Genomic DNA, 23,675 nt, shown 5'->3' on the forward strand with positions numbered 1-23,675 from the left:
GGTTAGTCGGGAAGTGGCAGGCACAAAAAAGGGAGGCCACTTGGGCCTCCCTTTTTCATTGCGATCTGCCGTTACAGGCTGGCAATTCGCGCATGCTGCTCGGCCAGCTTGCCCAGGGCCTGTTCGGCCTCGGCCAGTTTGGCGCGTTCTTTCTCGATGACTTCGGCTGGGGCCTTGTCAACGAAACCGGCGTTGGACAGCTTGCCGCCGACACGTTGCACTTCACCTTGCAGACGCTGGATTTCCTTGTCCAGGCGCGCCAGTTCTGCACCCTTGTCGATCAACCCGGCCATTGGCACCAGCACTTCCATCTCGCCGACCAGCGCGGTGGCGGACAGCGGTGCTTCTTCGCCAGCAGCCAGCACGGTGATCGATTCGAGGCGCGCCAGCTTCTTCAGCAGGGCTTCGTTCTCGGTCAGGCGACGCTGATCTTCGGCGCTGACGTTCTTCAGGAACAGCGGCAGCGGTTTGCCCGGGCCGATGTTCATTTCGCCACGGATGTTACGGGTGCCGAGCATCAGGCCCTTGAGCCATTCGATGTCGTCTTCGGCCGCCTGATCGATGCGTGTTTCGTTGGCCACCGGCCAAGGTTGCAGCATGATCGTCTTGCCTTCGATGCCCGCCAGCGGCGCGATGCGCTGCCAGATTTCTTCGGTGATGAACGGCATGAACGGGTGCGCCAGGCGCAGGGCCACTTCCAGTACGCGCACCAGGGTGCGACGGGTGCCGCGCTGGCGTTCGACCGGTGCGTTTTCGTCCCACAGCACAGGCTTGGACAGTTCCAGGTACCAGTCGCAATACTGGTTCCAGATGAACTCGTACAGGGCTTGCGCGGCCAGGTCGAAACGGAACTGGTCGAGTTGGCGGGTCACTTCGGCTTCGGTGCGTTGCAGCTGCGAAATGATCCAGCGATCGGCCAGGGACAGTTCATAGGCTTCGCCGTTCTGGCCGCAGTCTTCGCCCTTGTCCAGCACGTAGCGCGCCGCGTTCCAGATCTTGTTGCAGAAGTTGCGATAGCCTTCGACGCGGCCCATGTCGAACTTGATGTCGCGACCGGTGGACGCCAGCGAGCAGAAGGTGAAGCGCAGGGCGTCGGTGCCGTAGCTGGCGATGCCTTCGGCGAACTCGTCGCGGGTCTGCTTCTCGATCTTCTTCGCCAGTTTCGGCTGCATCATGCCGGAGGTGCGTTTCTGCACCAGGGCTTCGAGCTCGATGCCGTCGATGATGTCCAGCGGGTCCAGGACGTTGCCCTTGGACTTGGACATCTTCTGGCCCTGGCCGTCACGCACCAGGCCGTGAACGTACACGGTCTTGAACGGAACCTGTGGCGTGCCGTCTTCGTTTTTCACCAAGTGCATGGTGAGCATGATCATCCGGGCAACCCAGAAGAAAATGATGTCGAAGCCAGTCACCAGGACATCGGTGGAGTGGAATTTCTTCAGGAACTCGGTTTTTTCCGGCCAGCCGAGGGTGGAGAACGTCCACAGGCCCGAGCTGAACCAAGTGTCGAGAACGTCGTTGTCCTGTTGCAGCGCGACGTCCTGGCCAATGTTGTGCCTGGCACGCACTTCGGCTTCGTCGCGACCGACGTAGACCTTGCCCGACTCGTCGTACCAGGCCGGAATCCGGTGGCCCCACCACAGTTGACGGCTGATGCACCAGTCCTGGATGTCGCGCATCCACGAGAAGTACATGTTTTCGTACTGTTTCGGCACGAACTGGATGCGGCCGTCTTCAACGGCGGCAATCGCAGGCTCGGCCAATGGCTTGGTGGACACGTACCACTGGTCGGTCAGCCAAGGCTCGATGACGGTGCCGGAGCGGTCGCCTTTCGGCACTTTCAGGGCGTGATCGTCAACGCTGACCAACAGGCCGGCAGCGTCGAACGCGGCCACGATCCGCTTGCGCGCTTCGAAGCGGTCGAGACCGGCGTATTCGGCCGGGATCTTGCCGTCGATGGTTTCGTTCAGCGTGCCGTCGAGGTTGAACACCTGGCAAGCCGGCAGGACTGCTGCGTTCTTGTCGAAGATGTTCAGCAGCGGCAGGTTGTGGCGCTTGCCGACTTCGTAGTCGTTGAAGTCGTGGGCCGGGGTGATTTTCACGCAGCCGGTGCCGAATTCAGGGTCGCAGTAATCGTCGGCGACGATCGGGATGCGGCGGCCAACCAGTGGCAGCTCGACAAATTTGCCGATCAGGGCTTTGTAGCGTTCATCGTTCGGGTTAACGGCCACGGCGGAGTCGCCGAGCATGGTTTCCGGGCGAGTGGTCGCGACGATCAGGAAATCGTTGCCTTCAGCGGTCTTGGCGCCGTCGGCCAGCGGGTACTTCAGGTTCCACAGGAAACCTTTCTCGTCGTGGTTCTCCACTTCGAGGTCGGAAATCGCCGTGTGCAGCTTGGTGTCCCAGTTGACCAGGCGCTTGCCGCGGTAGATCAGGCCGTCTTCGTGCAGGCGTACGAAAGCTTCTTTAACGGCTTCCGAGAGACCGTCGTCCATGGTGAAGCGCTCGCGGCTCCAATCTACGGACGAACCGAGGCGACGGATCTGACGGCTGATGTTGCCACCGGACTCGTCCTTCCACTCCCAGACTTTCTCAAGGAATTTCTCGCGGCCCAGGTCATGGCGGCTCTGGCCCTTGGCTTCGAGCTGACGCTCGACCAGCATCTGCGTGGCGATACCGGCGTGGTCGGTGCCCGGCTGCCACAGGGTGTTGCGACCCTGCATGCGGCGGAAACGGATCAGGGCGTCCATGATCGCGTTGTTGAAGCCGTGACCCATGTGCAGGCTGCCGGTGACGTTCGGCGGCGGGATCATGATGGTGTAGGACTCGCCCGCGCCTTGCGGGGCGAAGTAATTCTCTGACTCCCAGGTGTTGTACCAGGAAGTTTCAATGGCGTGCGGCTGGTAGGTCTTATCCATGCGCGGCGGGACCCTATTGGCATTTATTCAGGAAAAGCCGGGAAGTATAGCGGGGATGAGCCGATGCGCGTATAGCGAGGTGACAATGGGTGGGGGGAAAGTTGTGATTGTTTGGTGGCTATTGCGTCAGTTATGGCCCCTTCGCGGGCAAGCCCGCTCCCACAGGACTTTTTGTCGAACCACTATTTTGTGATCGACACTGATCCTGTGGGAGCGGGCTTGCCCGCGAAAGCGATCTGTCAGGCGACCTGATTCAAATCGTTATGCCGCGTTTCCTTCAGGCACAGCACCGCAATCAAACTCAGCACCGCAGCCCCGGACACATAACCGCCGACGTAACTCAACCCGCCCATCGCCACCAGTTTCTGGGCGAAAAACGGCGCTGCAGAGGCGCCGACGATACCGCCCAGGTTGTAGGCCGCCGAGGCGCCGGTGTAGCGCACGTGGGTGGGGAACAGCTCCGGCAACAGCGCACCCATCGGCGCAAACGTCACGCCCATCAGAAACAGTTCGATGCACAGGAACAACGCCACGCCCCAGGTCGAGCCTTGGGTCAGCAGCGGCTCCATGAGGAAGCCGGACAGGATCGCCAGCACGCCGCCGATGATCAGCACCGGTTTGCGCCCGTAACGGTCGCTGGCCCAGGCCGACAGCGGGGTGGCGGCAGCCATGAACAGCACCGCGAAGCACAGCAGACCGAGGAAGGTTTCGCGGCTGTAGCCGAGCGTTGTCACGCCGTAGCTCAGGGAAAACACGGTGGAGATGTAAAACAGCGCGTAGCACACGACCATCGCGCCGGCGCCCAGCAAGACTGGCACCCAGTATTGGCCGAACAGCTCGAACAGCGGGATCTTCACCCGTTCCTGGCGCGCCATTGCGTTGGCGAACACCGGGGTTTCATGCAGCTTGAGACGCACATACAGGCCGACCATCACCAATGCGGCGCTGAGCAGGAACGGAATACGCCAGCCCCATGAGCGAAACTGTTCATCGTCCAGCACCACGGCCAGGGTCAGGAACAGGCCGTTGGCCGCCAGGAAGCCAATGGATGGGCCCAGCTGCGGGAACATGCCGAACCACGCGCGCTTGCCTTTCGGCGCGTTCTCCGTGGCCAGCAATGCCGCGCCACCCCATTCACCGCCCAACCCAAGGCCCTGGCCGAAGCGCAGGACGCAAAGCAGGATCGGTGCCCAGGCGCCAATGCTGTCGTAACCCGGCAGCACGCCGATCAACGTGGTGCATACGCCCATCAGCAGCAGCGAGGCGACCAGAGTCGACTTGCGGCCGATACGGTCGCCGAAGTGACCGAAAAGGGCCGAACCCAAGGGGCGTGCAAGGAAGGCGATGCCGAACGTGAGAAACGCCGACAGCATCTGGGCAGTGCCGGATGTCTGCGGAAAGAACACCGGACCGATCACCAGCGCGGCGGCGGTGGCATAGACGTAGAAGTCGTAGAACTCGATGGCGGTACCAATGAAGCTCGCGGTGGCCACCCGGGTGGCGGAGTTCGTCGGTTGCGCAGGTGTGGAGTTGCTGTAAGTCGTGCTGGTCGTCATGCGGTTATCCCTGACAGTCATGTGCTCCAGTGGAGCGGATTATTATGGTCGAGAACCCAGGGATGTGGGTGGAGGCACGGTCGCTGTTCAAGGTAGGAACAGTCGTCGGTTTGTTGCGGGCTTTGCGGGCGGACAGGCCGGAAGCTGCGAAGTGCGGGGTAAGCACGGGGCCGGCGAGGCTTGGGTAAGCGCTTCGATTATAGGAAGGTGGCTAACTATCGAACAAGTGGCTTGAGTGGCCATGGGGATTTGTGTCGGGTTTTAGATAACCACAGGCATCGAGCTGGTCTGCCAGATCAGCACCCGCGTGACACGGTTGTCCTCGGTCTCGAGAATTTCCAGGCGATATCGGCCGATTTTCAGGCACACCGCACTATCGGGAATAGTCTCCAGGGCCTCGGTCACCAGGCCGTTCAGGGTTTTCGGGCCATCGCTGGGCAGATGCCAGCCGAGGCTCTTGTTCAGCTCGCGAATGGACGCGGCGCCATCGATCACCAGGCGTCCGTCGGCTTGCGGATGAATGTGCGGATTGTCCAGGCTCTGCTGGCTTTCGAACTCGCCGACGATTTCTTCGAGAATGTCTTCCAGGGTGACGATGCCCAGCACTTCGCCGTATTCGTCGACCACCATGCCCAGGCGCCGCTGCTGCTTGTGGAAGTTGAGCAGTTGCAGTTGCAATGGGGTGCTTTCCGGCACGAAGTACGGCTCGTGGCTGGCCGCCAGCAACGCTTCCCTGGTCAGGCTCGCATCGGGCAGCAGGTGAAGGACGTGCCGGGTGTTGAGGACGGCTTCGACCTGGTTGATATCACTGTGGAACACCGGCAGGCGCGTGCGCCTGTTGTGGCGCAATTGTTCGATGATTTCCTCGATGGAGTCATCGAGATTGATACCGTCCACGTCGCTGCGCGGTACCAGGATGTCATTGACGGTGATGTTGTCCAGTGCGTGGATGCCCGGCAGCGGGTGAGGGCGGTTTACGGTTTCGGAGGGCTCATGCCGCTCCGTCAGCGTTTCGTCCTCACTCTGTTGCACCACTTTGGCTTTACGGGCGAGTGGCCGCGTCAGCAACTGACTGATGCTATTGAGCAGCCATGCCGCGGGATAGATGATTTTCAGCGGCAACCGCAGCAGGTTGTTGCCCTGGGCCAGGATTGCATCCGGATAGCGTGCGGCGAGGGTGCGTGGCAAGTAGTCGGAAAACACCAGCAACATGGCGCCCGCCCCGAGGCAGGCGACCCACGGGCCGTTTTCGGCCCAGGTGAAAATGGCCAGCAAGGTGCTGATGACCACCACCAGTGCACGGCACAGGGTGTTGCAAAAAATCAGGCTGGCCAGGGGGAAGCTGAGTTTCGCCACCGGTTTGTCGCTGGAACGCGTTGCGGTGCGCTGGGCCAGCAAATGCTGGTGCGCCGCTTCGATGGCGGTAAACAGCCCCGACCATAAAACCAGCAGGGTCAGTACCGCGAGCATCGGCCCTATGGGCAAGTCGTCCATTAATGCCGCCCGTCAGATATGCAGGATGTATTCACGAACCAGCTTGCTGCCGAAATACGCCAGCATCAGCAGGCAAAAACCGGCCAGGGTCCAGCGAATGGCTTTGTGCCCGCGCCAGCCGAGGCGATTGCGTCCCCACAGCAGTACGCTGAAAACGACCCAGGCCAGGCAGGCCAGCAGGGTTTTGTGCACCAGATGCTGGGCGAACAGGTTCTCGACGAACAGCCAGCCGGAAATCAGCGACAGCGACAACAGCGTCCAGCCGGCCCAGAGGAACCCGAACAGCAGGCTTTCCATGGTTTGCAGCGGCGGGAAGTTCTTGATCAGCCCGGATGGGTGCTTGTGCTTGAGCTGGTGGTCTTGAATCAGCAGCAGCAAGGACTGGAACACCGCGATGGTGAACATGCCGTAGGCCAGAATCGAAAGCAGGATGTGGGCGAGGATGCCCGGCTCCTCATCGATGACCTGTACCGTGCCGGCGGGGGCAAAATGCGCCAGCATCACGGTCAGGGCCCCAAGCGGGAACAGCAGGACCAGCAGGTTCTCCACCGGAATCCGCGAGCAGGCCAGCAGGGTCAGTGCGATGACCGCCACGGCAATCAGGCTGGCGGCACTGAAGAAGTCCAGGGCCAGGCCGGTCGGGGTCAGCAGGTGGGTGAGCAGGCTGACGCTGTGGGCCAATACGGCGAGCACGCCGAGCATGACCAGCAGGCGTTTGTTGACCTTGGCGCCGGACGCCAGGCGAGTGCCCTGGTAAATGGTCGCAGCGGCGTATAAGCAGGCGGCGGCGAGGGTAGTTAGCAAGCTGGGTGACAAGGGGAGCATAAATCCTGTTAGGCAAGCCCGAAAGTCGCTGAGTTTGGCATAGAACCCCCGCCGCACGAAAGACCGCGCAACCCGACAGCGAGGTGTCCGCCGGCCACAGTCTTCGCTATAATCCGCGACCTGCCCACGCCGCAGGCTCGCCGAGCACACGTTTAGTCCGGTCCGGGCCGCCATTATCCCGGTCTACACAGGGCCTGAAAGGATCGCGCAATGTTTGAAAACTTAACCGACCGTCTCTCGCAGACGCTGCGCCATGTCACCGGCAAGGCCAAGCTGACTGAAGACAACATCAAAGACACCCTGCGTGAAGTGCGCATGGCATTGCTCGAAGCCGACGTCGCCCTGCCGGTGGTCAAGGACTTCGTCAATTCGGTCAAGGAGCGCGCCGTAGGCACCGAGGTGTCGCGCAGCCTGACGCCGGGCCAGGCCTTCGTGAAGATCGTCCAGGCCGAACTCGAAAGCCTGATGGGCGCGGCCAACGAAGATTTGAACCTGAGCGCCGTGCCGCCAGCGGTCATCCTCATGGCCGGTTTGCAGGGCGCGGGTAAAACCACCACCGCCGGCAAGCTCGCGCGCTTCCTTAAAGAGCGCAAGAAGAAGACCGTCATGGTCGTGTCTGCCGACGTTTATCGTCCAGCGGCGATCAAACAGCTGGAAATGCTCGCCGGTGAGGTCGGCGTTACCTTCTTCCCGTCCGACCTGAGCCAGAAGCCGGTCGAGATCGCGCAAGCGGCTATTAAGGAAGCGAAACTCAAATTCATCGACGTGGTCATTGTCGATACCGCCGGTCGCCTGCACATCGATGAAGAGATGATGGGCGAGATCAAGGCCCTGCACGCTGCGATCAACCCGGTCGAAACCCTGTTCGTGGTCGACGCCATGACCGGCCAGGACGCCGCCAACACGGCCAAGGCCTTCGGCGATGCATTGCCGCTGACCGGCGTGATCCTGACCAAGGTCGATGGCGACGCCCGTGGCGGTGCCGCGCTGTCGGTGCGCGCCATTACCGGCAAGCCGATCAAGTTCATCGGTATGGGCGAGAAGAGCGAAGCGCTCGATCCGTTCCATCCTGAGCGTATCGCCTCGCGCATCCTCGGCATGGGCGACGTGCTCAGCCTGATCGAGCAGGCGGAAGCGACCCTCGACAAGGACAAGGCCGATAAACTGGCCAAGAAGCTGAAAAAGGGCAAGGGCTTCGACCTCGAAGACTTCCGCGATCAGCTGCAACAGATGAAGAACATGGGCGGCCTCGGCGGGCTCATGGACAAGCTGCCGAACATGGGTGGCGTGAACCTGGCGCAGATGGGCAACGCCCAGGGCGCGGCAGAAAAGCAATTCAAGCAGATGGAAGCCATCATCAACTCCATGACCCCGGCCGAGCGCCGCGACCCTGAGATGATCAGCGGTTCGCGCAAGCGCCGGATCGCCATGGGTTCCGGCACCCAGGTGCAGGACATCGGCCGCTTGATCAAGCAGCACAAGCAGATGCAGAAGATGATGAAGAAGTTCTCCGCGAAAGGCGGAATGGCCAAGATGATGCGCGGCATGGGCGGTATGTTGCCCGGCGGCGGCATGCCAAAGCTCTAAAGAATCCGCGCCGGTCATCGCACCGGCGCAGACCCCGCAAGGAAGCGGGATCTCCAGCAAACCCGCATTTGGCGGGAGCTGACCGGCCGTTTTCAACGACGGCTCTATAGCAAATCTGCATGGCGGCCGATAGGCGCCGGAAAAAGTCATTTGCAAAAGTCCGGATATTCCTTAGAATATGCGGCCTTTCGGGCACCCATGCCCGCTGTGCATTTAGATTTGCAGCACCGACTACAGGAACGATGTTCACATGCTAACAATCCGTCTTGCCCTTGGCGGCTCCAAAAAGCGCCCGTTTTACCACTTGACCGTAACCGACAGCCGCAACCCGCGCGACGGTTCGCACAAGGAACAGGTTGGCTACTTCAACCCTGTTGCCCGTGGTCAGGAAGTTCGTCTGTCCGTGAACCAAGAGCGCGTAGCCTACTGGCTGAGCGTTGGTGCACAACCTTCTGAGCGCGTTGCTCAGTTGTTGAAGGAATCTGCTAAGGCTGCGGCCTGAGCAATATGAACGCGACGCCAGCCATTGCTGATGATTTGATCGTTATCGGCAAGATTTATTCTGTTCACGGCGTTCGCGGCGAAGTGAAGGTGTACTCCTTTACTGATCCGATTAAAAACCTGCTGGACTACAAAACCTGGACGCTCAAGCGTGACGGTAATGTAAAGCAGGTAGAGCTGGTCAGCGGACGCGGGAACGACAAGTTCCTGGTCGCAAAGCTCAAGGGTCTCGATGATCGCGAAGAAGCTCGTCTTCTGGCCGGTTATGAGATCTGCGTGCCGCGCAACCTGTTCCCTGAACTCACCGACGGCGAGTACTACTGGTACCAGCTGGAAGGTCTCAAGGTCATCGACACCCTCGGACAGCTGTTCGGGAAAATCGATCACCTGCTGGAGACCGGCTCGAACGATGTCATGGTGGTCAAGCCTTGCGCTGGCAGCCTGGATGATCGCGAACGCCTGTTGCCCTATACGGAGCAATGCGTGTTGGCCGTCGACCTGGCCGCGGGCGAGATGAAGGTGGATTGGGACGCGGATTTCTAAGCGTGGCTAACTTGCGCGTAGAAGTGATCAGTCTGTTTCCCGAGATGTTTTCCGCCATCAGTGAGTACGGCATCACCAGTCGGGCGGTGAAACAGGGGCTCTTGCAGCTCACCTGTTGGAATCCGCGAGACTACACGACGGATCGACATCACACTGTGGACGATCGCCCGTTTGGCGGTGGTCCGGGCATGGTGATGAAGATCAAGCCCCTGGAAGATGCTCTGGTTCAGGCCAAGGCAGCAGCCGGGGAGGCGGCGAAGGTAATTTACCTGTCCCCCCAAGGCCGTCAACTGACTCAGTCGGCGGTACGCGAGTTGGCGAATCTGGATGCATTGATCCTGATTGCCGGCCGCTATGAAGGCATTGACGAGCGTTTTATTGATGCTCATGTCGATGAAGAGTGGTCGATTGGCGACTATGTACTGTCTGGCGGCGAGCTGCCGGCGATGGTCCTGATCGATGCGGTTACACGACTGCTGCCTGGAGCTTTAGGGCATGCGGACTCCGCCGAGGAAGATTCCTTTACGGATGGTTTGCTGGATTGCCCGCACTACACCCGACCGGAGGTGTATGCGGATCAGCGTGTTCCCGACGTATTGCTAAGTGGCAATCACGCGCACATCCGGCGTTGGCGTTTACAGCAGTCCCTTGGTCGGACCTTTGAACGACGCGCCGATCTTCTGGAAAGCCGCTCGCTTTCTGGAGAAGAGAAGAAGCTGCTCGAGGAATACATCCGCGAGCGGGACGATAGTTAACAACGTATCGATGGTAGATCCGACGATTTACCTTAGGAGCACAGCATGACTAACAAAATCATCCTTGCACTCGAAGCAGAGCAGATGACCAAAGAGATCCCTACCTTTGCCCCGGGCGACACCATTGTCGTTCAGGTGAAAGTGAAGGAAGGCGACCGTTCGCGTCTGCAAGCGTTCGAAGGTGTTGTTATCGCCAAGCGTAACCGCGGCGTAAACAGTGCATTCACCGTTCGTAAAATCTCCAACGGTGTTGGCGTAGAGCGTACTTTCCAGACCTACTCCCCGCAAATCGACAGCATGGCTGTCAAGCGTCGCGGTGACGTACGTAAAGCCAAGCTGTACTACCTGCGCGACCTGTCGGGTAAAGCAGCTCGCATCAAGGAAAAACTGGCTTAAGTCCAGCTTCCGATGCAAAAAAAAGCAGCCTGCGGGCTGCTTTTTTGTTGCCTGCGATTTATCTTCGTTGACCGTGTTGCCGGTCTTGCATGAGCCTTTATGCCCGCCATTGATCATCCCTTGATAGACCAGTTCCTCGACGCCCTCTGGTTGGAGAAAGGACTTTCCGACAACACCCGCGATGCCTATCGCAGTGACCTGGCTCTGTTCAATGGCTGGCTGCAGGAAAAAGGCCTGGAGCCGATCAACGCCGGACGCGAATTGATCCTCGACCACCTGGCCTGGCGCATGGAGCAAAACTATAAGCCCCGTTCAACGGCAAGGTTTCTCTCTGGCGTGCGTGGCTTCTATCGCTATCTGTTGCGGGAAAAGCTGATCGCCGTCGATCCGACCCTGCGCATCGATATGCCGCAACTGGGTAGGCCACTGCCCAAATCCTTGTCGGAAGCAGACGTTGACGCGCTGTTGGCTGCACCGGACCTCAGTGAAGCCATCGGCCAGCGTGACCGGGCGATGCTCGAAGTGCTTTATGCCTGTGGTCTGCGGGTGACGGAGCTGATCAGCCTGACCCTGGAGCAGGTCAACCTGCGCCAGGGGGTGCTGCGCGTGATGGGCAAGGGCAGCAAGGAGCGACTGGTGCCGATGGGCGAGGAGGCGATTGTCTGGGTCGAGCGCTACATGCGTGACGCCCGTAGCGAACTGCTTGGTGGGCGTCCCAGCGATGTGTTGTTTCCGAGCCAGCGTGGCGAGCAGATGACCCGCCAGACCTTCTGGCACCGGATCAAGCACCAGGCCAAGGTGGCCGGGATCGGCAAGTCGCTGTCGCCGCACACCTTGCGCCATGCCTTTGCCACGCACCTGCTCAACCACGGTGCAGACCTGCGGGTAGTGCAAATGCTGCTGGGACACAGCGATTTGTCGACGACACAGATCTACACCCATGTTGCCCGGGCGCGGTTGCAGGATCTGCATGCCAAACACCACCCGCGCGGCTAGCACGGGACTGTGTAGCAGCTGGCGAAGCCTGCGTCCGGCTGCGAAGCAGTCGTAAAATCAGACACCGCGGTATTTCAGTCAAACCGCGAGCTGAGGGCTGGCGACTGCTGCGCAGCCGAACGCAGGCTTCGCCAGCTGCTACATGAATGCGTCGTGCAACGTGAGCGAAATGTCGTGCATCAGGCGCATTCGGCCCCGGGGGCCTTATGTGATAGGCTGGGCCGGTTTGCACGATGGGCGGTTATGACCCGGTGTTTCGGCACGGGCGTTCTGATCGTCCCATATGTTCGCCTTCAGGAGTTCTCATGCGTCTGACCCAGATTTTCGCCGCCGCAGCCATTGCGTTGGTCAGTACCTTTGCCGTCGCCGATGACGCGGCCGACAAAGCCATTCGTAAAAGCCTGGAAAACCTCCAGCTCGAAGTGCCGGTAGAGACCATCACCGCCAGCCCGTTGCCGGGCCTGTACGAAGTCAAGCTCAAGGGCAGCCGTGTGCTCTACGCCAGCGCCGACGGCCAGTACGTGGTCCAGGGCTACCTGTTCGATCTCAAGGATGGCAAGCCGGTCAACCTGACCGAGAAGACCGAGCGCCTGGGCATTTCCAAGCTGATCAACGCCATTCCGGTTGCCGAAACAGTGGTCTACCCGGCCATTGGCGAAACCAAGTCGCACATCACCGTATTTACCGATACCACCTGCCCGTATTGCCACAAGCTGCATGCCGAAGTGCCTGAGCTGAACAAGCGCGGCATCGAAGTGCGTTACGTCGCGTTCCCGCGCCAGGGCCTGGGCTCGCCGGGTGACGAGCAACTGCAGGCGGTGTGGTGCTCGAAAGACAAGAAAGCGGCCATGGACAAAATGGTCGACGGCAAGGAAATCAAGGCCGCCAAGTGCGATAACCCGGTTTCCAAACAGTTCGCGCTCGGCCAGTCGATCGGCGTGAACGGCACACCGGCCATCGTTTTGGCCGACGGTCAGGTCATTCCGGGCTACCAGCCTGCGCCACAAGTCGCCAAACTGGCGCTGGGCGCGAAGTAAATTCGCATCGTTACGGCAAGCCTTGACGATCATGCTCCGGCAGCGACATCGCCGGGCCATCAATAGAGAACCGCGAGTATGCGGTTGTTTTCACGGCCGGCCTCGAGTCGGCCGTTTTATGGGGAGTTCACAGTGAAACCGGTCAAAGTAGGCATCTGTGGGTTAGGAACCGTCGGTGGCGGTACCTTCAACGTACTTCAGCGCAACGCCGAGGAAATTGCTCGTCGTGCCGGGCGTGGGATCGAAGTGGCACAAATTGCCATTCGCACGCCAAAGCCTCAGTTCCAAACGACCGGTATTGCGATTACCAACGATGTCTTCGAAGTGGCCACGAACCCTGAGATCGACATCGTTATAGAGCTGATGGGCGGCTACACCGTTGCCCGCGAGCTGGTACTCAAGGCCATCGAGAATGGCAAGCATGTGGTCACCGCGAACAAGGCGCTTATCGCCGTTCACGGTAATGAAATTTTCGCCAAGGCCCGCGAGAAGGGCGTGATCGTTGCGTTCGAAGCGGCGGTGGCCGGTGGCATTCCGGTGATCAAGGCGATCCGCGAAGGCCTGTCCGCCAACCGCATCAACTGGGTGGCCGGCATCATCAACGGCACCGGCAACTTCATCCTGACGGAAATGCGCGAGAAGGGTCGCACCTTCGAAGACGTATTGGCCGAAGCCCAGGCCCTGGGTTACGCCGAAGCCGATCCGACCTTCGACGTCGAGGGTATCGATGCCGCTCACAAGCTGACGATCCTGGCGTCCATCGCGTTCGGTATTCCGTTGCAGTTCGACAAGGCCTACACCGAGGGCATCACCAAGCTGACCACCGCCGACGTGAACTACGCCGAAGCGCTGGGCTACCGCATCAAGCACCTGGGCGTGGCGCGCAGCACCGCGGCCGGTATCGAACTGCGCGTGCACCCGACGCTGATCCCGGCCGATCGCCTGATCGCCAACGTCAACGGCGTGATGAACGCGGTGATGGTCAACGGCGATGCTGCCGGTTCGACCCTGTTCTACGGCGCTGGCGCCGGCATGGAGCCAACGGCTTCGTCGGTGATCGCCGACCTGGTGGACGTGGTTCGCGCCATGACTTCCGACCCGGAAAACCGCGTACCGCACCTGGCGTTCCAGCCGGATTCGCTGTCGGCTCACCCGATCCTGCCAATCGAAGCCTGCGAAAGCGCCTACTACCTGCGTATTCAGGCCAAGGACCATCCGGGCGTGTTGGCTCAGGTCGCGAGCATCCTCTCGGAGCGGGGCATCAACATCGAGTCGATCATGCAGAAGGAAGCCGAGGAGCACGACGGCCTGGTGCCGATGATCCTGCTGACCCACCGCGTGCTGGAACAGCACATCAACGATGCCATCGCTGCTTTGGAAGCCTTGGCGGGTGTGGTCGGTCCGGTTGTACGAATCCGCGTCGAGCACCTTAACTAATTGAGAAGCAGCTGCAAGCCGTCAGCTGCAAGCTGCAAGCTAAAAGCCCCGGTGCTTTGAACTTGCAGCTTGAAGCTTGAAGCTTGAAGCCCAAACCGAAGGTTTGCCCCTATGCGCTACATCAGTACCCGCGGCCAGGCACCGGCCCTGAATTTCGAAGACGTCCTGCTGGCAGGCCTTGCCACCGACGGCGGTCTGTACGTCCCGGAAAACCTGCCACGTTTCACCCAGGAAGAAATCGCTTCCTGGGCCGGCCTGCCGTATCACGAGCTGGCCTTCCGCGTCATGCGCCCGTTCGTCACCGGCAGCATCCCGGACGCCGATTTCAAAAAGATCCTCGAAGAAACCTACGGTGTGTTCGCCCACAGCGCCGTTGCGCCGCTGCGTCAGCTGAACGGCAACGAATGGGTGCTGGAACTGTTCCACGGCCCGACCCTGGCGTTCAAGGACTTCGCCCTGCAACTGCTGGGTCGTTTGCTCGACTACGTGCTGGAAAAGCGCGGCGAGCGCGTGGTGATCGTCGGCGCCACCTCCGGTGACACCGGCTCGGCCGCCATCGAAGGCTGCAAGCACTGCGAAAACGTCGACATCTTCATCCTGCATCCGCACAACCGGGTGTCCGAAGTGCAGCGTCGGCAGATGACCACCATCTTCGGTGAGAACATCCACAACATCGCCATCGAAGGCAACTTCGATGACTGCCAGGAAATGGTCAAGGCGAGCTTCGCCGACCAGGGCTTCCTCAAGGGTACTCGCCTGGTCGCCGTGAACTCGATCAACTGGGCGCGGATCATGGCCCAGATCGTTTACTACTTCCACGCAGCCCTGCAACTGGGTGGTCCGGCGCGTTCGGTGTCGTTCTCGGTGCCGACCGGCAACTTCGGCGACATCTTCGCCGGTTACCTGGCGCGCAACATGGGCCTGCCGATCAACCAGTTGATCGTCGCCACCAACCGTAACGACATCCTGCACCGCTTCATGAGCGGCAACCAGTACGTCAAGGAAACCCTGCACGCCACGCTGTCGCCGTCCATGGACATCATGGTGTCGTCGAACTTCGAACGCCTGCTGTTCGACCTGCACGGTCGCAACGGCGCGGCCATCGCCGGGCTGATGGATTCGTTCAGGCAGGGTGGCGGTTTCAGCGTCGAGCAAGAGCGCTGGACCGAAGCCCGCAAGTTGTTCGACTCGCTGGCTGTGGATGACGCGCAAACCTGCGAAACCATCGCCGAAGTCTACGAGCAGACTGGCGAAGTGCTGGATCCACACACAGCCATCGGCGTGAAAGCTGCGCGGGAATGCCGCCGCAGCCTGGACATTCCAATGGTGATCCTGGGTACCGCCCACCCGGTCAAATTCCCGGACGCCGTGGAAAAAGCCGGTGTAGGAAAAGCTCTCGAACTGCCGGTACATCTTTCTGATTTGTTTGAGCGAGACGAACGTTGCACCGTATTGCCAAATGACCTGAAGGCCGTGCAGGCCTTTGTCAGCAAGCATGGCAACCGCGGCAAGCCGCTCTAAGCGGTCAGCGCTGTTACATTTTGAAGCCCGTCTCCTGACGGGCTTTTTCATTTCTGCATGCACACTTGTCGTGTTATCGCCGCGAAAGGACAGGCGAATGGATCACCAAGGACGTGGGAATGCTGTTTACAAGTGTGTTCAAGCCGGTTGCGTGCTGGCTGTTTTTATTCGGCATGCTGGGAATCGCCGAATGGGGAGGGGCGAACCCTGCATCGATTCCGGCCCCCGGGAAGTCTGTCGCGCGTTCAATGGTCGTGCTGGATGACCTGGAGTTGCAATGGATGGAGAGCCATCCACGGGTCGTGGTCACGGCACTGGAATACCCGTTGTACCTGTTCAAGGATGAACATGGCCAATGGACGGGCTTGAACAGTGATCTGCTCAAGCGCATCAGTGACATGACGGGGTTGCGGTTCGTTTACCAGGAGTCTTTTTCCACAGATCAGATGCTGGCCCATCTGGAAAGTGGCACCGCGGATTTGAGTACGACCCTGGCGATGAATGACGAACGCAAGGCGTTTCTGGATTTCAGCCATGCGTACGGCGGTGCCGGATGGGTTTTTGTCGGGCGGGCCGGGGCACCTCCGGTACAGTCGCTGGAGGATATGGCGAAGCGGGTACTGGTGCTGCCGACCCGGCATGCACTGGAAGCGATGGTCCGTCGCAATTATCCGTCCATCGAATTGCGCTCGGTTAAAACCTACGCCGAAGCCCGTGCCTGGGTGGAAAGCGGCGAAGCCTACGCCACCATCGAAAGCGAAATCGGCGCCCAGCTTATTCCGTCGGGCCGGCTGCAGATCGGCGCCGTGGTGCCGGGCAAATGGGACGCGGATTATCTGGCGGTGCGCAAAGGCCAGCCGCAGTTGCTGAGCATCCTCAACAAGGCGCTAGAGGCGTTTCCTGAGCAGGAATTGCGCGACCTTCGCCTGAAGTGGTTCGGCGGCGCTACCGTGCCACAGGCACCTGGCCTCTGGCAGCGGATCGACCAGTGGGTTTGCTGGGGCGTGTTGGTGGTCAGCCTGTTCGGCCTGTTGTCCCTGCTCTGGAATCGGCGATTGGCGGTGGTGGTCAGGCAACGGGGCGAGGCCCAAAGCAGCCTGCGCGATCAGCTCGCCTTCCAGCATGCCCTGATGGATGCCATGCCTGACCCGATGTTTGTCCGTGATCTGCAAGGGCGCTTGATCATGTGCAACAAAAGTTATGAGGACGCCTTGTCGATGCGTTTTGACCGGATGCAGGGGCGGCAGTTGATCGAGGTCGACGCCATGCCCAGGCAAACCGCGGAACTGCTGCATGCCGAGTACATGGTGCAATTGAATACGCGCAGGACGCGCTTTTTCGAGCGTCAATTGATGTTCAAGGACGGTGTCAGGGATATCTACCAGTGGACAGTGCCGTTTTATACGGCCGATGGCCAGCTACGAGGATTGTTGGGGGGCTGGGCCGACATCGCCCGGCGCACCCGACAGACGTGATGGTGGCGTTTTTTCTCTGTCATGTTCGCCGTGCATGCTCACTTGACTGGGTTGCAGGTTCGCCTGCGGTCAGTATCCAGAACTTTCTTCTCGGGCCAGCGGTCATTTGTTGTAGGCATGCCCCAGGCACGTTGTTTTCAGACTATTGAGTGGTGATCGGGATGGAAAGTATCAGTCTGTTGCTCGGTGAGGCGCTGAGCCCGTATCAGGTTACGTTGACCCCCTCGGGCATTCGTGGCGAATGCCGGGTGACCCTGAAGAATGCTATTGGCGTGACCGTGGTCGAGCGCGAGTTCAATCAGGCCCAGTTGAATGACAAACGCCTGCTGACGGATGTGGTCGACGGTTTGCATCGCGACGTGCTGATCGCTGAAGGACGCCTTGAGCCTTGTGTCATAGCGGCATTGCGTAATGCGGCGCAGGACAGGCTGCTGGCCAACCGCAATTAAACGGATTTTTGTGGGAACCTTCCCGCGCCCAGGTCAGTCAGACTTTGTAACAGCAGGATCAAGCATTGTGCTCCGGTGCTTGTAGCTTGCTGCTACTGGTCTCCAGGCAGACCACGTTTAACCCCGAGTCGTCTCCCCACTTCTCGGGGTTTCTTTTGCCCGGGATTTGTCAGGGTTGCGCCAGATTGTCGAAAAACGCCTTGGTGTCTTTCAGGTAATCGCTGCGGCTTTGCGGATCCAGCCAGGCGGCGTAGGCCTCGTCAAGGCGTTCGCGGGGAAGGGTGCGTAGCACCTGGTTGATCTCGGCAATGGCCTGCCGACCCTTGGGCGTGTCGGTGCAGCCGATGTAACCGGACAGGTATTTGCCTGTGCCACGGATCGGATAGAACTGCAACTCATCCTCGGCAATGCCTTGCAGCGAGGCCTGGTAGCGAATTTCCGGGCGATAACCCAGCAGCAGGCGCAAGCGTCCCAGGCGCTGCATCTGCAGCAGGCTGCCCAAGGCATCATTGCCGTAATGAGCGGTCAGCGCGTCGGCTGGCGCTTGCTTGAGCAGTCCGTCGAGGTATTCGCCATAATTGCGCTCGGCAATGATCCCCAGTTTTTCACTGCCGCTGGCGAGCAGCGCTGCCAGGTCCACTTCGCCGTCCTTGATAAAGGGCGCCAGCACTTTCTGGTCGACACGCCGCACGGCCAGGCCATTGCTCATGGCGCGGAAGACCGGGATGGAAAAGGCGATCCACTGTTCCCGTTCCTTGCTCCAGTTCAGCGCCGCGTCGCAGACGAGGGACGGCTCGTGGAGCATTTGCAATCCACGGGCGCGATTGACCCTCATCACGCTGTGCTGGTATTGCGGCATGCGGGCAATCAGCAGTGGAAGCAGTTGATCGATAACGCCCTGGCCCTTTTTCGGGCCGTCGAAGATCGTCAGCGGCGGCAGGTCGCGTTTGAGCCAGATCAGGGTTTCCCTGGTTTGCGCCAGGGCTGAGGGGGCCGGTTCAAGGAGCAGGAGTGAAATCGCCAGCACGCACAGCAGCCACCCACCGCGTGGCGGGCCGTGTCCAATGGCCCATGCAGGCAGGCCCCTCAGTTCAGATGGCTCCGTCTTTGCGCAACTGTGCGATCTGCGTCGCGTCATAGCCAAGTTCCTGGAGTACCTGTGCGTTGTGCTCACCCAGTTGTGGCCCAACCCATTCACATTCCCCGGGTGTCTCTGAGAGTTTCGGCACAATGCCCGGCATCTTGAAGTCTTTGCCGTCCGGCAGCTTGGCTTGCAGGAACATTTCCCGCGCCAGGTACTGTGGGTCATTGAACATGTCTTCGGCGCTGAAGATCCGGCTGGCCGGCACCTCGGCCTGATTGAGCTGCGCCAGCACCTTGTCCAGTGGCAACGAATTGACCCAGCGATCGATGACGCCATAAATCTCGTCGCGTCGGGCATCGCGGCCATCGTTGCCGGCAAGCAGGGGGTCGTTGGCCAGGTCTTCCCGGCCAATGATCAGCATGAAACGTTTGAAAATCGCGTCGCCATTGGCGCCGATCTGCACGTGCTTGCCATCGGCGCTGGTGTGGATCGAGGACGGGGTGATGCCCGGCATGATATTGCCCGTGCGTTCGCGGATGAAGCCGAACACGTCGAACTCCGGGACCATGCTTTCCATCATCGCGAAGATGGCTTCATACAGCGCCACGTCCACCACTTGGCCCTGGCCGCCGTTGACTTCGCGATGACGCAGGGCCATCAACGCGCCAATTACGCCCCAGAGGGCGGCAATCGAGTCGCCGATGGAAATGCCGGTGCGCACCGGTGGCCGGTCTTCGAAGCCGGTGATGTAGCGCAGGCCCCCCATGGACTCACCGACCGCGCCAAAGCCGGGCTGGTCTTTCATCGGGCCGGTCTGGCCGAAACCCGACAGCCGTACCATGACCAGTTTCGGGTTCAGGGCGTGCAGGACGTCCCAGCCCAGGCCGAGTTTTTCCAGGACGCCGGGGCGAAAGTTTTCGATCAGGATGTCTGCCTCTCCCAGCAGCTGTTTCAGGATCGCCTGACCGTCGGGGTGCTTGAGGTTGAGGGTCAGGGATTTTTTGTTGCGGGCCTGGACGAACCACCACAACGAAGTGCCTTCATACAACTTGCGCCATTTGCGCAATGGATCACCGCCGTCCGGAGATTCGATCTTGATCACGTCGGCGCCAAATTCTGCGCAGATGCGCGAGGCAAACGGGCCGGCAATCAAGGTGCCCAATTCGATGACTTTCAGACCGGAAAGCGGTTTGGCGGTGAACGGCATGCTGGATCCTGTAGGGGCAAAGGTTGGGCGGATACAGGGTTTTAACATAGCCGACTGTCAGACGCTCCAGCTTGATTGTGTTCAATTCGTGGATTGCCCGTCGCATCGGTTAGACTTGCCGCCTTTCCTCGTATCAAGAAGCCCGTTCATGGCCCAGCCGTCCACGACCTACAAGTTTGAACTGAACCTCACCGACCTCGACCGCAGCGTCTATGAGAGCGTGAAGCAGACCATTGCCCGTCACCCTTCGGAAACCGAAGAGCGCATGACCGTGCGCCTGCTGGCTTACGCTCTCTGGTACAACGAGCAGCTGTCTTTTGGTCGTGGTCTGTCGGAAGTGGATGAACCTGCCTTGTGGGAAAAAAGCCTGGATGACCGCGTCCTGCACTGGATCGAAGTCGGCCAGCCGGACGCCGAGCGCCTGACCTGGTGCTCGCGCCGCACTGAGCGCACCAGCCTGCTGGCCTACGGCAGCCTGCGCGTGTGGGAAGGCAAAGTGGTGCCGGCGGTGAAGAACCTGAAGAACGTCAACATCGCTGCCGTGCCTCAGGAAGTCCTGGAGACCCTGGCCAAGGACATGCCTCGCGTCATCAAGTGGGACGTGATGATCAGCGAAGGGACGATCTTCGTCACCGACGACCGTGGTCAGCACGAAGTCCAGTTGCAGTGGCTGGCCGGTGAGCGCGGCTGATTTTTTGCCGCTGCCCCGCGTCACCCGGTTTTATCCTACGTATTGAAGAGAAGCATCTTTCACCCCATGCGCATCGAACCTCGCCTGCTGCCCGACACCCTGCCATTCCTCGGTGATATTCCACCGCTGTTGACCCGCCTGTACGCGGCTCGTGGCGTGCAGTCCGAGGCGGAACTGGACAAGAGCCTGGCGCGGTTGATTCCGTTCCAGCAACTCAAGGGCATCGATGCCGCCGTGGATCTGCTGGTGACTGCGCTCGAACAGCGCCAGCGTATCCTGATCGTCGGCGACTTCGATGCCGACGGCGCGACGGCCAGCACTGTCGGCACGCTGGGCCTGCGTTTGCTGGGTGCAGCACATGTCGATTACCTGGTGCCCAACCGATTCGACTACGGCTACGGCCTGACACCGGAAATCGTCGCGGTGGCGCTCGAGCGTCAGCCGCATTTGCTGATCACCGTCGACAACGGCATCTCCAGCGTCGAAGGCGTGGCAGCGGCGAAAAAGGCCGGGCTCAAGGTGCTCGTCACCGACCACCACTTGCCCGGTGACGAGCTGCCTTTGGCCGATGCCATCGTCAACCCGAACCAGCCCGGTTGCGAGTTTCCGAGCAAGGCGTTGGCCGGTGTCGGGGTGATTTTTTATGTGCTGATGGCCCTGCGTGCGCGGTTGCGCGAGCTGGGTTGGTACACAAGCAAGCCTCAGCCGAATATCGGCGAACTGCTCGATCTGGTGGCTCTGGGCAGCGTGGCCGACGTGGTGCCGCTGGATGCCAACAACCGGATTCTGGTGCATCAGGGCCTGGAACGGATTCGCGCCGGACGTGCCCGGCCGGGGATCAAGGCGATCCTCGAAGTGGCCAAGCGCGATCATGCGCGCATCACCTCCACCGATCTGGGCTTCATTGTCGGCCCGCGCCTGAACGCTGCAGGGCGTCTGGATGACATGAGCCTGGGCATCGAATGCCTGCTGACCGAAGACGCAGGTCTGGCCCGTGAGATGGCTGTTCAGCTGGACGGCATGAACCAGGATCGCAAATCCATCGAGCAGGGCATGCAGCGCGAAGCACTGGCGCAGCTCAAGGATCTGCCGGTGGAGTCAATGCCATTCGGCTTGTGCCTGTTCGATCCCGAGTGGCATCAGGGCGTCATCGGTATCCTCGCGTCACGGATGAAAGAGCGCTATTTCCGCCCGACCATTGCCTTTGCCGATGCCGGGGATGGCCTGCTCAAGGGCTCGGGGCGTTCGGTCCAGGGCTTTCACATCCGCGATGCCTTGAGTGTGGTGGCGGCGCAGCATCCGAATCTGATCACCAAGTACGGTGGCCACGCGATGGCGGCCGGCCTGACGCTGCCGGAAGCGAATTTCCCCTTGTTCGCCGAAGCCTTTGACGCTGAAGTGCGCCGGCAACTGCGCGAAGAAGACCTGACTGGCCGCCTGTTGTCGGACGGTAGCCTGGCGGTGGAAGAGTTCCATCTGGAACTGGCCCGTGCCCTGCGGCATGCCGGTCCTTGGGGACAGCACTTCCCGGAACCCTTGTTTCACGGGGTGTTCCAGCTGGTCGAGCAGCGCGTCGTTGGCGAGCGGCACCTTAAAGTCGTGCTCAAAAGTGAATGTGGTTCGGTGAAACTCGATGGCATTGCCTTCGGGATCGACCGCGACATCTGGCCGAATCCGACCATCAAGTGGGTGGAACTGGCCTACAAGCTTGACCTCAACGAGTTTCGCGGCAACGAGACGGTTCAACTGATGATTGCCCACATCGAACCGCGTTGACCCCCTGTAGGAGCGAGCTTGCTCGCGATGGACGTGAACGATGGCGCTGGGGACCTGATACCCCGCGGTGTCCTGTCTTCCATCGCGAGCGAGCTCGCTCCTGCAAGGGGCAACATCCCCCGATGTCGACTAGGCTCTAAACACTGCTTGATTTTGGCCTTGTGACGTCTTGTCGAATTTTTTGCCCGCGGGGGCGGGTGTTGTACCTTTTTCCTGTCACTCGTCGACTATTCAAACAGAACCTGGAGCCTGCCCACTGATTCGAGAGGTGCCCCATGAGTCTGCTGCTTGAACCCTTTACCCTTCGCCAATTGACCCTGCCCAACCGCATCGCGGTATCGCCGATGTGCCAGTACTCCAGTGCCGATGGCCTGGCCAATGACTGGCACCTTGTCCACCTCGGCAGCCGCGCCGTCGGCGGGGCCGGGCTGGTGTTTACCGAAGCCACGGCGGTCACCGCCGACGGGCGTATCACGGCCGAGGACCTCGGTCTGTGGAATGACGGACAGATTGAACCCCTGCAACGCATCACCCGCTTCATCACCGCCCAGGGCGCCGTTGCCGGCATTCAGCTGGCCCATGCCGGGCGCAAGGCCAGCACCTACCGGCCGTGGCTCGGCAAACATGGCAGCGTCAAGCCGGATGAGGGCGGCTGGGTGCCGGTCGGACCTTCACCGATTGCATTCGATCCCCAACACACCCAACCCAGGCAACTCGATGACGGCGAGATCGCCAAGGTGATCCAGGCCTTTGTCGATGCGGCAAAGCGCTCGCTGACGGCCGGTTTCAAGGTGGTCGAAGTGCATGCCGCCCATGGCTATCTGCTGCATCAGTTCCTGTCGCCGTTGAGCAATCAGCGTCGCGATCAATATGGTGGTTCGTTCGAAAATCGCATTCGGCTGGTGCTGCAGGTCACCGAAGCGGTACGTGCGGTGTGGCCTGAGGAGTTGCCGGTGTTTGTCAGGGTGTCGGCCACCGACTGGGTAGAAGACGGCTGGAACCCCGATGAAACCGTGGAGCTGGCGCGCCGCCTCAAAGCCCTGGGAGTCGACCTGATCGACGTCTCGTCGGGCGGGACGGCGGTGAATGCGGAGATTCCCACAGGGCCGGGTTACCAGACCCGCTTCGCCGAGCGGGTGCGTAAGGAGTCGGGCATGGCCACCGGCACAGTCGGCATGATCACCGAGCCGGCCCAGGCCGAGCACATCCTGCGCACCTGTCAGGCGGACATCATCTTCCTCGCTCGTGAGTTGTTGCGCGATCCGTATTGGGCGCTGCACGCCGACGACGACCTGGGCGGGCACAAGGCCGTGTGGCCGGCGCAGTATCAGCGGGCGACCCACCGTGAGCAGCCCATTCATGAATCGGATTTGCGCGACTGAAATTCATCGATACGAAAAAGCCCCTGAATCGTGAGATCCAGGGGC

At 60.5% G+C, this 23,675-nt stretch carries 20 protein-coding genes; 14 read left to right on the forward strand and 6 right to left on the reverse strand.

What is annotated here, in order from left to right:
* Positions 1 to 71: 71 nt before the first annotated feature.
* From PMI34_RS03175 to PMI34_RS03160, 4 genes are all read right to left on the reverse strand, one after another.
* The gene (locus tag PMI34_RS03175) at positions 72 to 2,918 is read right to left on the reverse strand and encodes a valine--tRNA ligase (RefSeq protein ID WP_008053492.1); all 2,847 of its coding nucleotides are present in this window, start codon (positions 2,916 to 2,918) and stop codon (positions 72 to 74) included.
* Between the two features lie 239 nt (positions 2,919 to 3,157).
* Positions 3,158 to 4,474, reverse strand: a complete 1,317-nt coding sequence (locus PMI34_RS03170) for an MFS transporter (RefSeq protein ID WP_008053493.1) — start codon at positions 4,472 to 4,474, stop codon at positions 3,158 to 3,160.
* 261 nt (positions 4,475 to 4,735) lie between these two features.
* Positions 4,736 to 5,968: a transporter associated domain-containing protein gene (locus tag PMI34_RS03165; protein WP_008053495.1), complete on the reverse strand. Its 1,233-nt coding sequence runs from the start codon at positions 5,966 to 5,968 to the stop codon at positions 4,736 to 4,738.
* 12 nt (positions 5,969 to 5,980) lie between these two features.
* A complete protein-coding gene (locus PMI34_RS03160; RefSeq protein ID WP_008053497.1) occupies positions 5,981 to 6,793 on the reverse strand; it encodes a cytochrome C assembly family protein in 813 nt (270 codons plus the stop codon).
* 210 nt (positions 6,794 to 7,003) lie between these two features.
* Between PMI34_RS03160 and ffh the strand changes: the two genes are divergently transcribed.
* From ffh to PMI34_RS03105, 11 genes are all read left to right on the forward strand, one after another.
* Entirely contained in the window at positions 7,004 to 8,380 is a 1,377-nt protein-coding gene (ffh, locus tag PMI34_RS03155; protein WP_008053498.1) for a signal recognition particle protein, read from the forward strand.
* Between the two features lie 250 nt (positions 8,381 to 8,630).
* A complete protein-coding gene (rpsP, locus tag PMI34_RS03150; protein ID WP_007972721.1) occupies positions 8,631 to 8,882 on the forward strand; it encodes a 30S ribosomal protein S16 in 252 nt (83 codons plus the stop codon).
* Between the two features lie 5 nt (positions 8,883 to 8,887).
* Positions 8,888 to 9,424: a ribosome maturation factor RimM gene (rimM, locus tag PMI34_RS03145; RefSeq protein ID WP_008053499.1), complete on the forward strand. Its 537-nt coding sequence runs from the start codon at positions 8,888 to 8,890 to the stop codon at positions 9,422 to 9,424.
* Positions 9,425 to 9,426: 2 nt separating this feature from the next.
* Positions 9,427 to 10,179 carry a tRNA (guanosine(37)-N1)-methyltransferase TrmD gene (trmD, locus tag PMI34_RS03140; RefSeq protein ID WP_007897583.1) on the forward strand — a complete coding sequence of 251 codons (753 nt, stop codon included), beginning with the start codon at positions 9,427 to 9,429 and terminating at the stop codon, positions 10,177 to 10,179.
* A 45-nt stretch (positions 10,180 to 10,224) separates the two neighbouring features.
* Positions 10,225 to 10,575, forward strand: a complete 351-nt coding sequence (rplS, locus tag PMI34_RS03135) for a 50S ribosomal protein L19 (protein ID WP_003175895.1) — start codon at positions 10,225 to 10,227, stop codon at positions 10,573 to 10,575.
* Between the two features lie 99 nt (positions 10,576 to 10,674).
* On the forward strand, positions 10,675 to 11,571 hold the full coding sequence (gene xerD, locus PMI34_RS03130) for a site-specific tyrosine recombinase XerD (RefSeq protein ID WP_008053500.1): 897 nt from the start codon (positions 10,675 to 10,677) through the stop codon (positions 11,569 to 11,571).
* 305 nt (positions 11,572 to 11,876) lie between these two features.
* Complete coding sequence (dsbC, locus tag PMI34_RS03125) at positions 11,877 to 12,608, forward strand: bifunctional protein-disulfide isomerase/oxidoreductase DsbC (protein WP_008053501.1); 732 nt, start codon at positions 11,877 to 11,879, stop codon at positions 12,606 to 12,608.
* 132 nt (positions 12,609 to 12,740) lie between these two features.
* Complete coding sequence (locus PMI34_RS03120; protein ID WP_008053502.1) at positions 12,741 to 14,045, forward strand: homoserine dehydrogenase; 1,305 nt, start codon at positions 12,741 to 12,743, stop codon at positions 14,043 to 14,045.
* Between the two features lie 111 nt (positions 14,046 to 14,156).
* On the forward strand, positions 14,157 to 15,566 hold the full coding sequence (gene thrC, locus PMI34_RS03115) for a threonine synthase (protein WP_008053504.1): 1,410 nt from the start codon (positions 14,157 to 14,159) through the stop codon (positions 15,564 to 15,566).
* A 119-nt stretch (positions 15,567 to 15,685) separates the two neighbouring features.
* Positions 15,686 to 17,041 carry a transporter substrate-binding domain-containing protein gene (locus PMI34_RS03110; protein WP_008053505.1) on the forward strand — a complete coding sequence of 452 codons (1,356 nt, stop codon included), beginning with the start codon at positions 15,686 to 15,688 and terminating at the stop codon, positions 17,039 to 17,041.
* 161 nt (positions 17,042 to 17,202) lie between these two features.
* The gene (locus PMI34_RS03105) at positions 17,203 to 17,490 is read left to right on the forward strand and encodes a DUF3509 domain-containing protein (RefSeq protein ID WP_008053506.1); all 288 of its coding nucleotides are present in this window, start codon (positions 17,203 to 17,205) and stop codon (positions 17,488 to 17,490) included.
* 169 nt (positions 17,491 to 17,659) lie between these two features.
* Here PMI34_RS03105 and PMI34_RS03100 read toward each other — a convergent pair whose 3' ends face one another.
* A complete protein-coding gene (locus tag PMI34_RS03100) occupies positions 17,660 to 18,628 on the reverse strand; it encodes a TIGR02285 family protein (protein ID WP_008053507.1) in 969 nt (322 codons plus the stop codon).
* Positions 18,582 to 19,781 (reverse strand): CaiB/BaiF CoA transferase family protein, encoded by a 1,200-nt coding sequence (locus tag PMI34_RS03095; RefSeq protein WP_008053508.1) that lies wholly within the window; start codon positions 19,779 to 19,781, stop codon positions 18,582 to 18,584. The genes PMI34_RS03100 and PMI34_RS03095 overlap by 47 nt, the downstream gene beginning before the upstream one ends.
* A gap of 148 nt (positions 19,782 to 19,929) precedes the next feature.
* On the opposite strand from PMI34_RS03095, the gene PMI34_RS03090 reads away from it, so the two are divergent.
* The 3 genes from PMI34_RS03090 (at position 19,930) to PMI34_RS03080 (ending at position 23,630) form a co-directional block, all read left to right on the forward strand.
* Entirely contained in the window at positions 19,930 to 20,472 is a 543-nt protein-coding gene (locus tag PMI34_RS03090) for a YaeQ family protein (RefSeq protein WP_007971297.1), read from the forward strand.
* Between the two features lie 66 nt (positions 20,473 to 20,538).
* Entirely contained in the window at positions 20,539 to 22,248 is a 1,710-nt protein-coding gene (gene recJ, locus PMI34_RS03085) for a single-stranded-DNA-specific exonuclease RecJ (RefSeq protein WP_008053509.1), read from the forward strand.
* A gap of 275 nt (positions 22,249 to 22,523) precedes the next feature.
* On the forward strand, positions 22,524 to 23,630 hold the full coding sequence (locus PMI34_RS03080) for an NADH:flavin oxidoreductase/NADH oxidase (RefSeq protein WP_008053510.1): 1,107 nt from the start codon (positions 22,524 to 22,526) through the stop codon (positions 23,628 to 23,630).
* Positions 23,631 to 23,675: the final 45 nt, after the last annotated feature.

The sequence above is a fragment of the Pseudomonas sp. GM74 genome (assembly GCF_000282455.1).
Lineage (GTDB): Bacteria > Pseudomonadota > Gammaproteobacteria > Pseudomonadales > Pseudomonadaceae > Aquipseudomonas.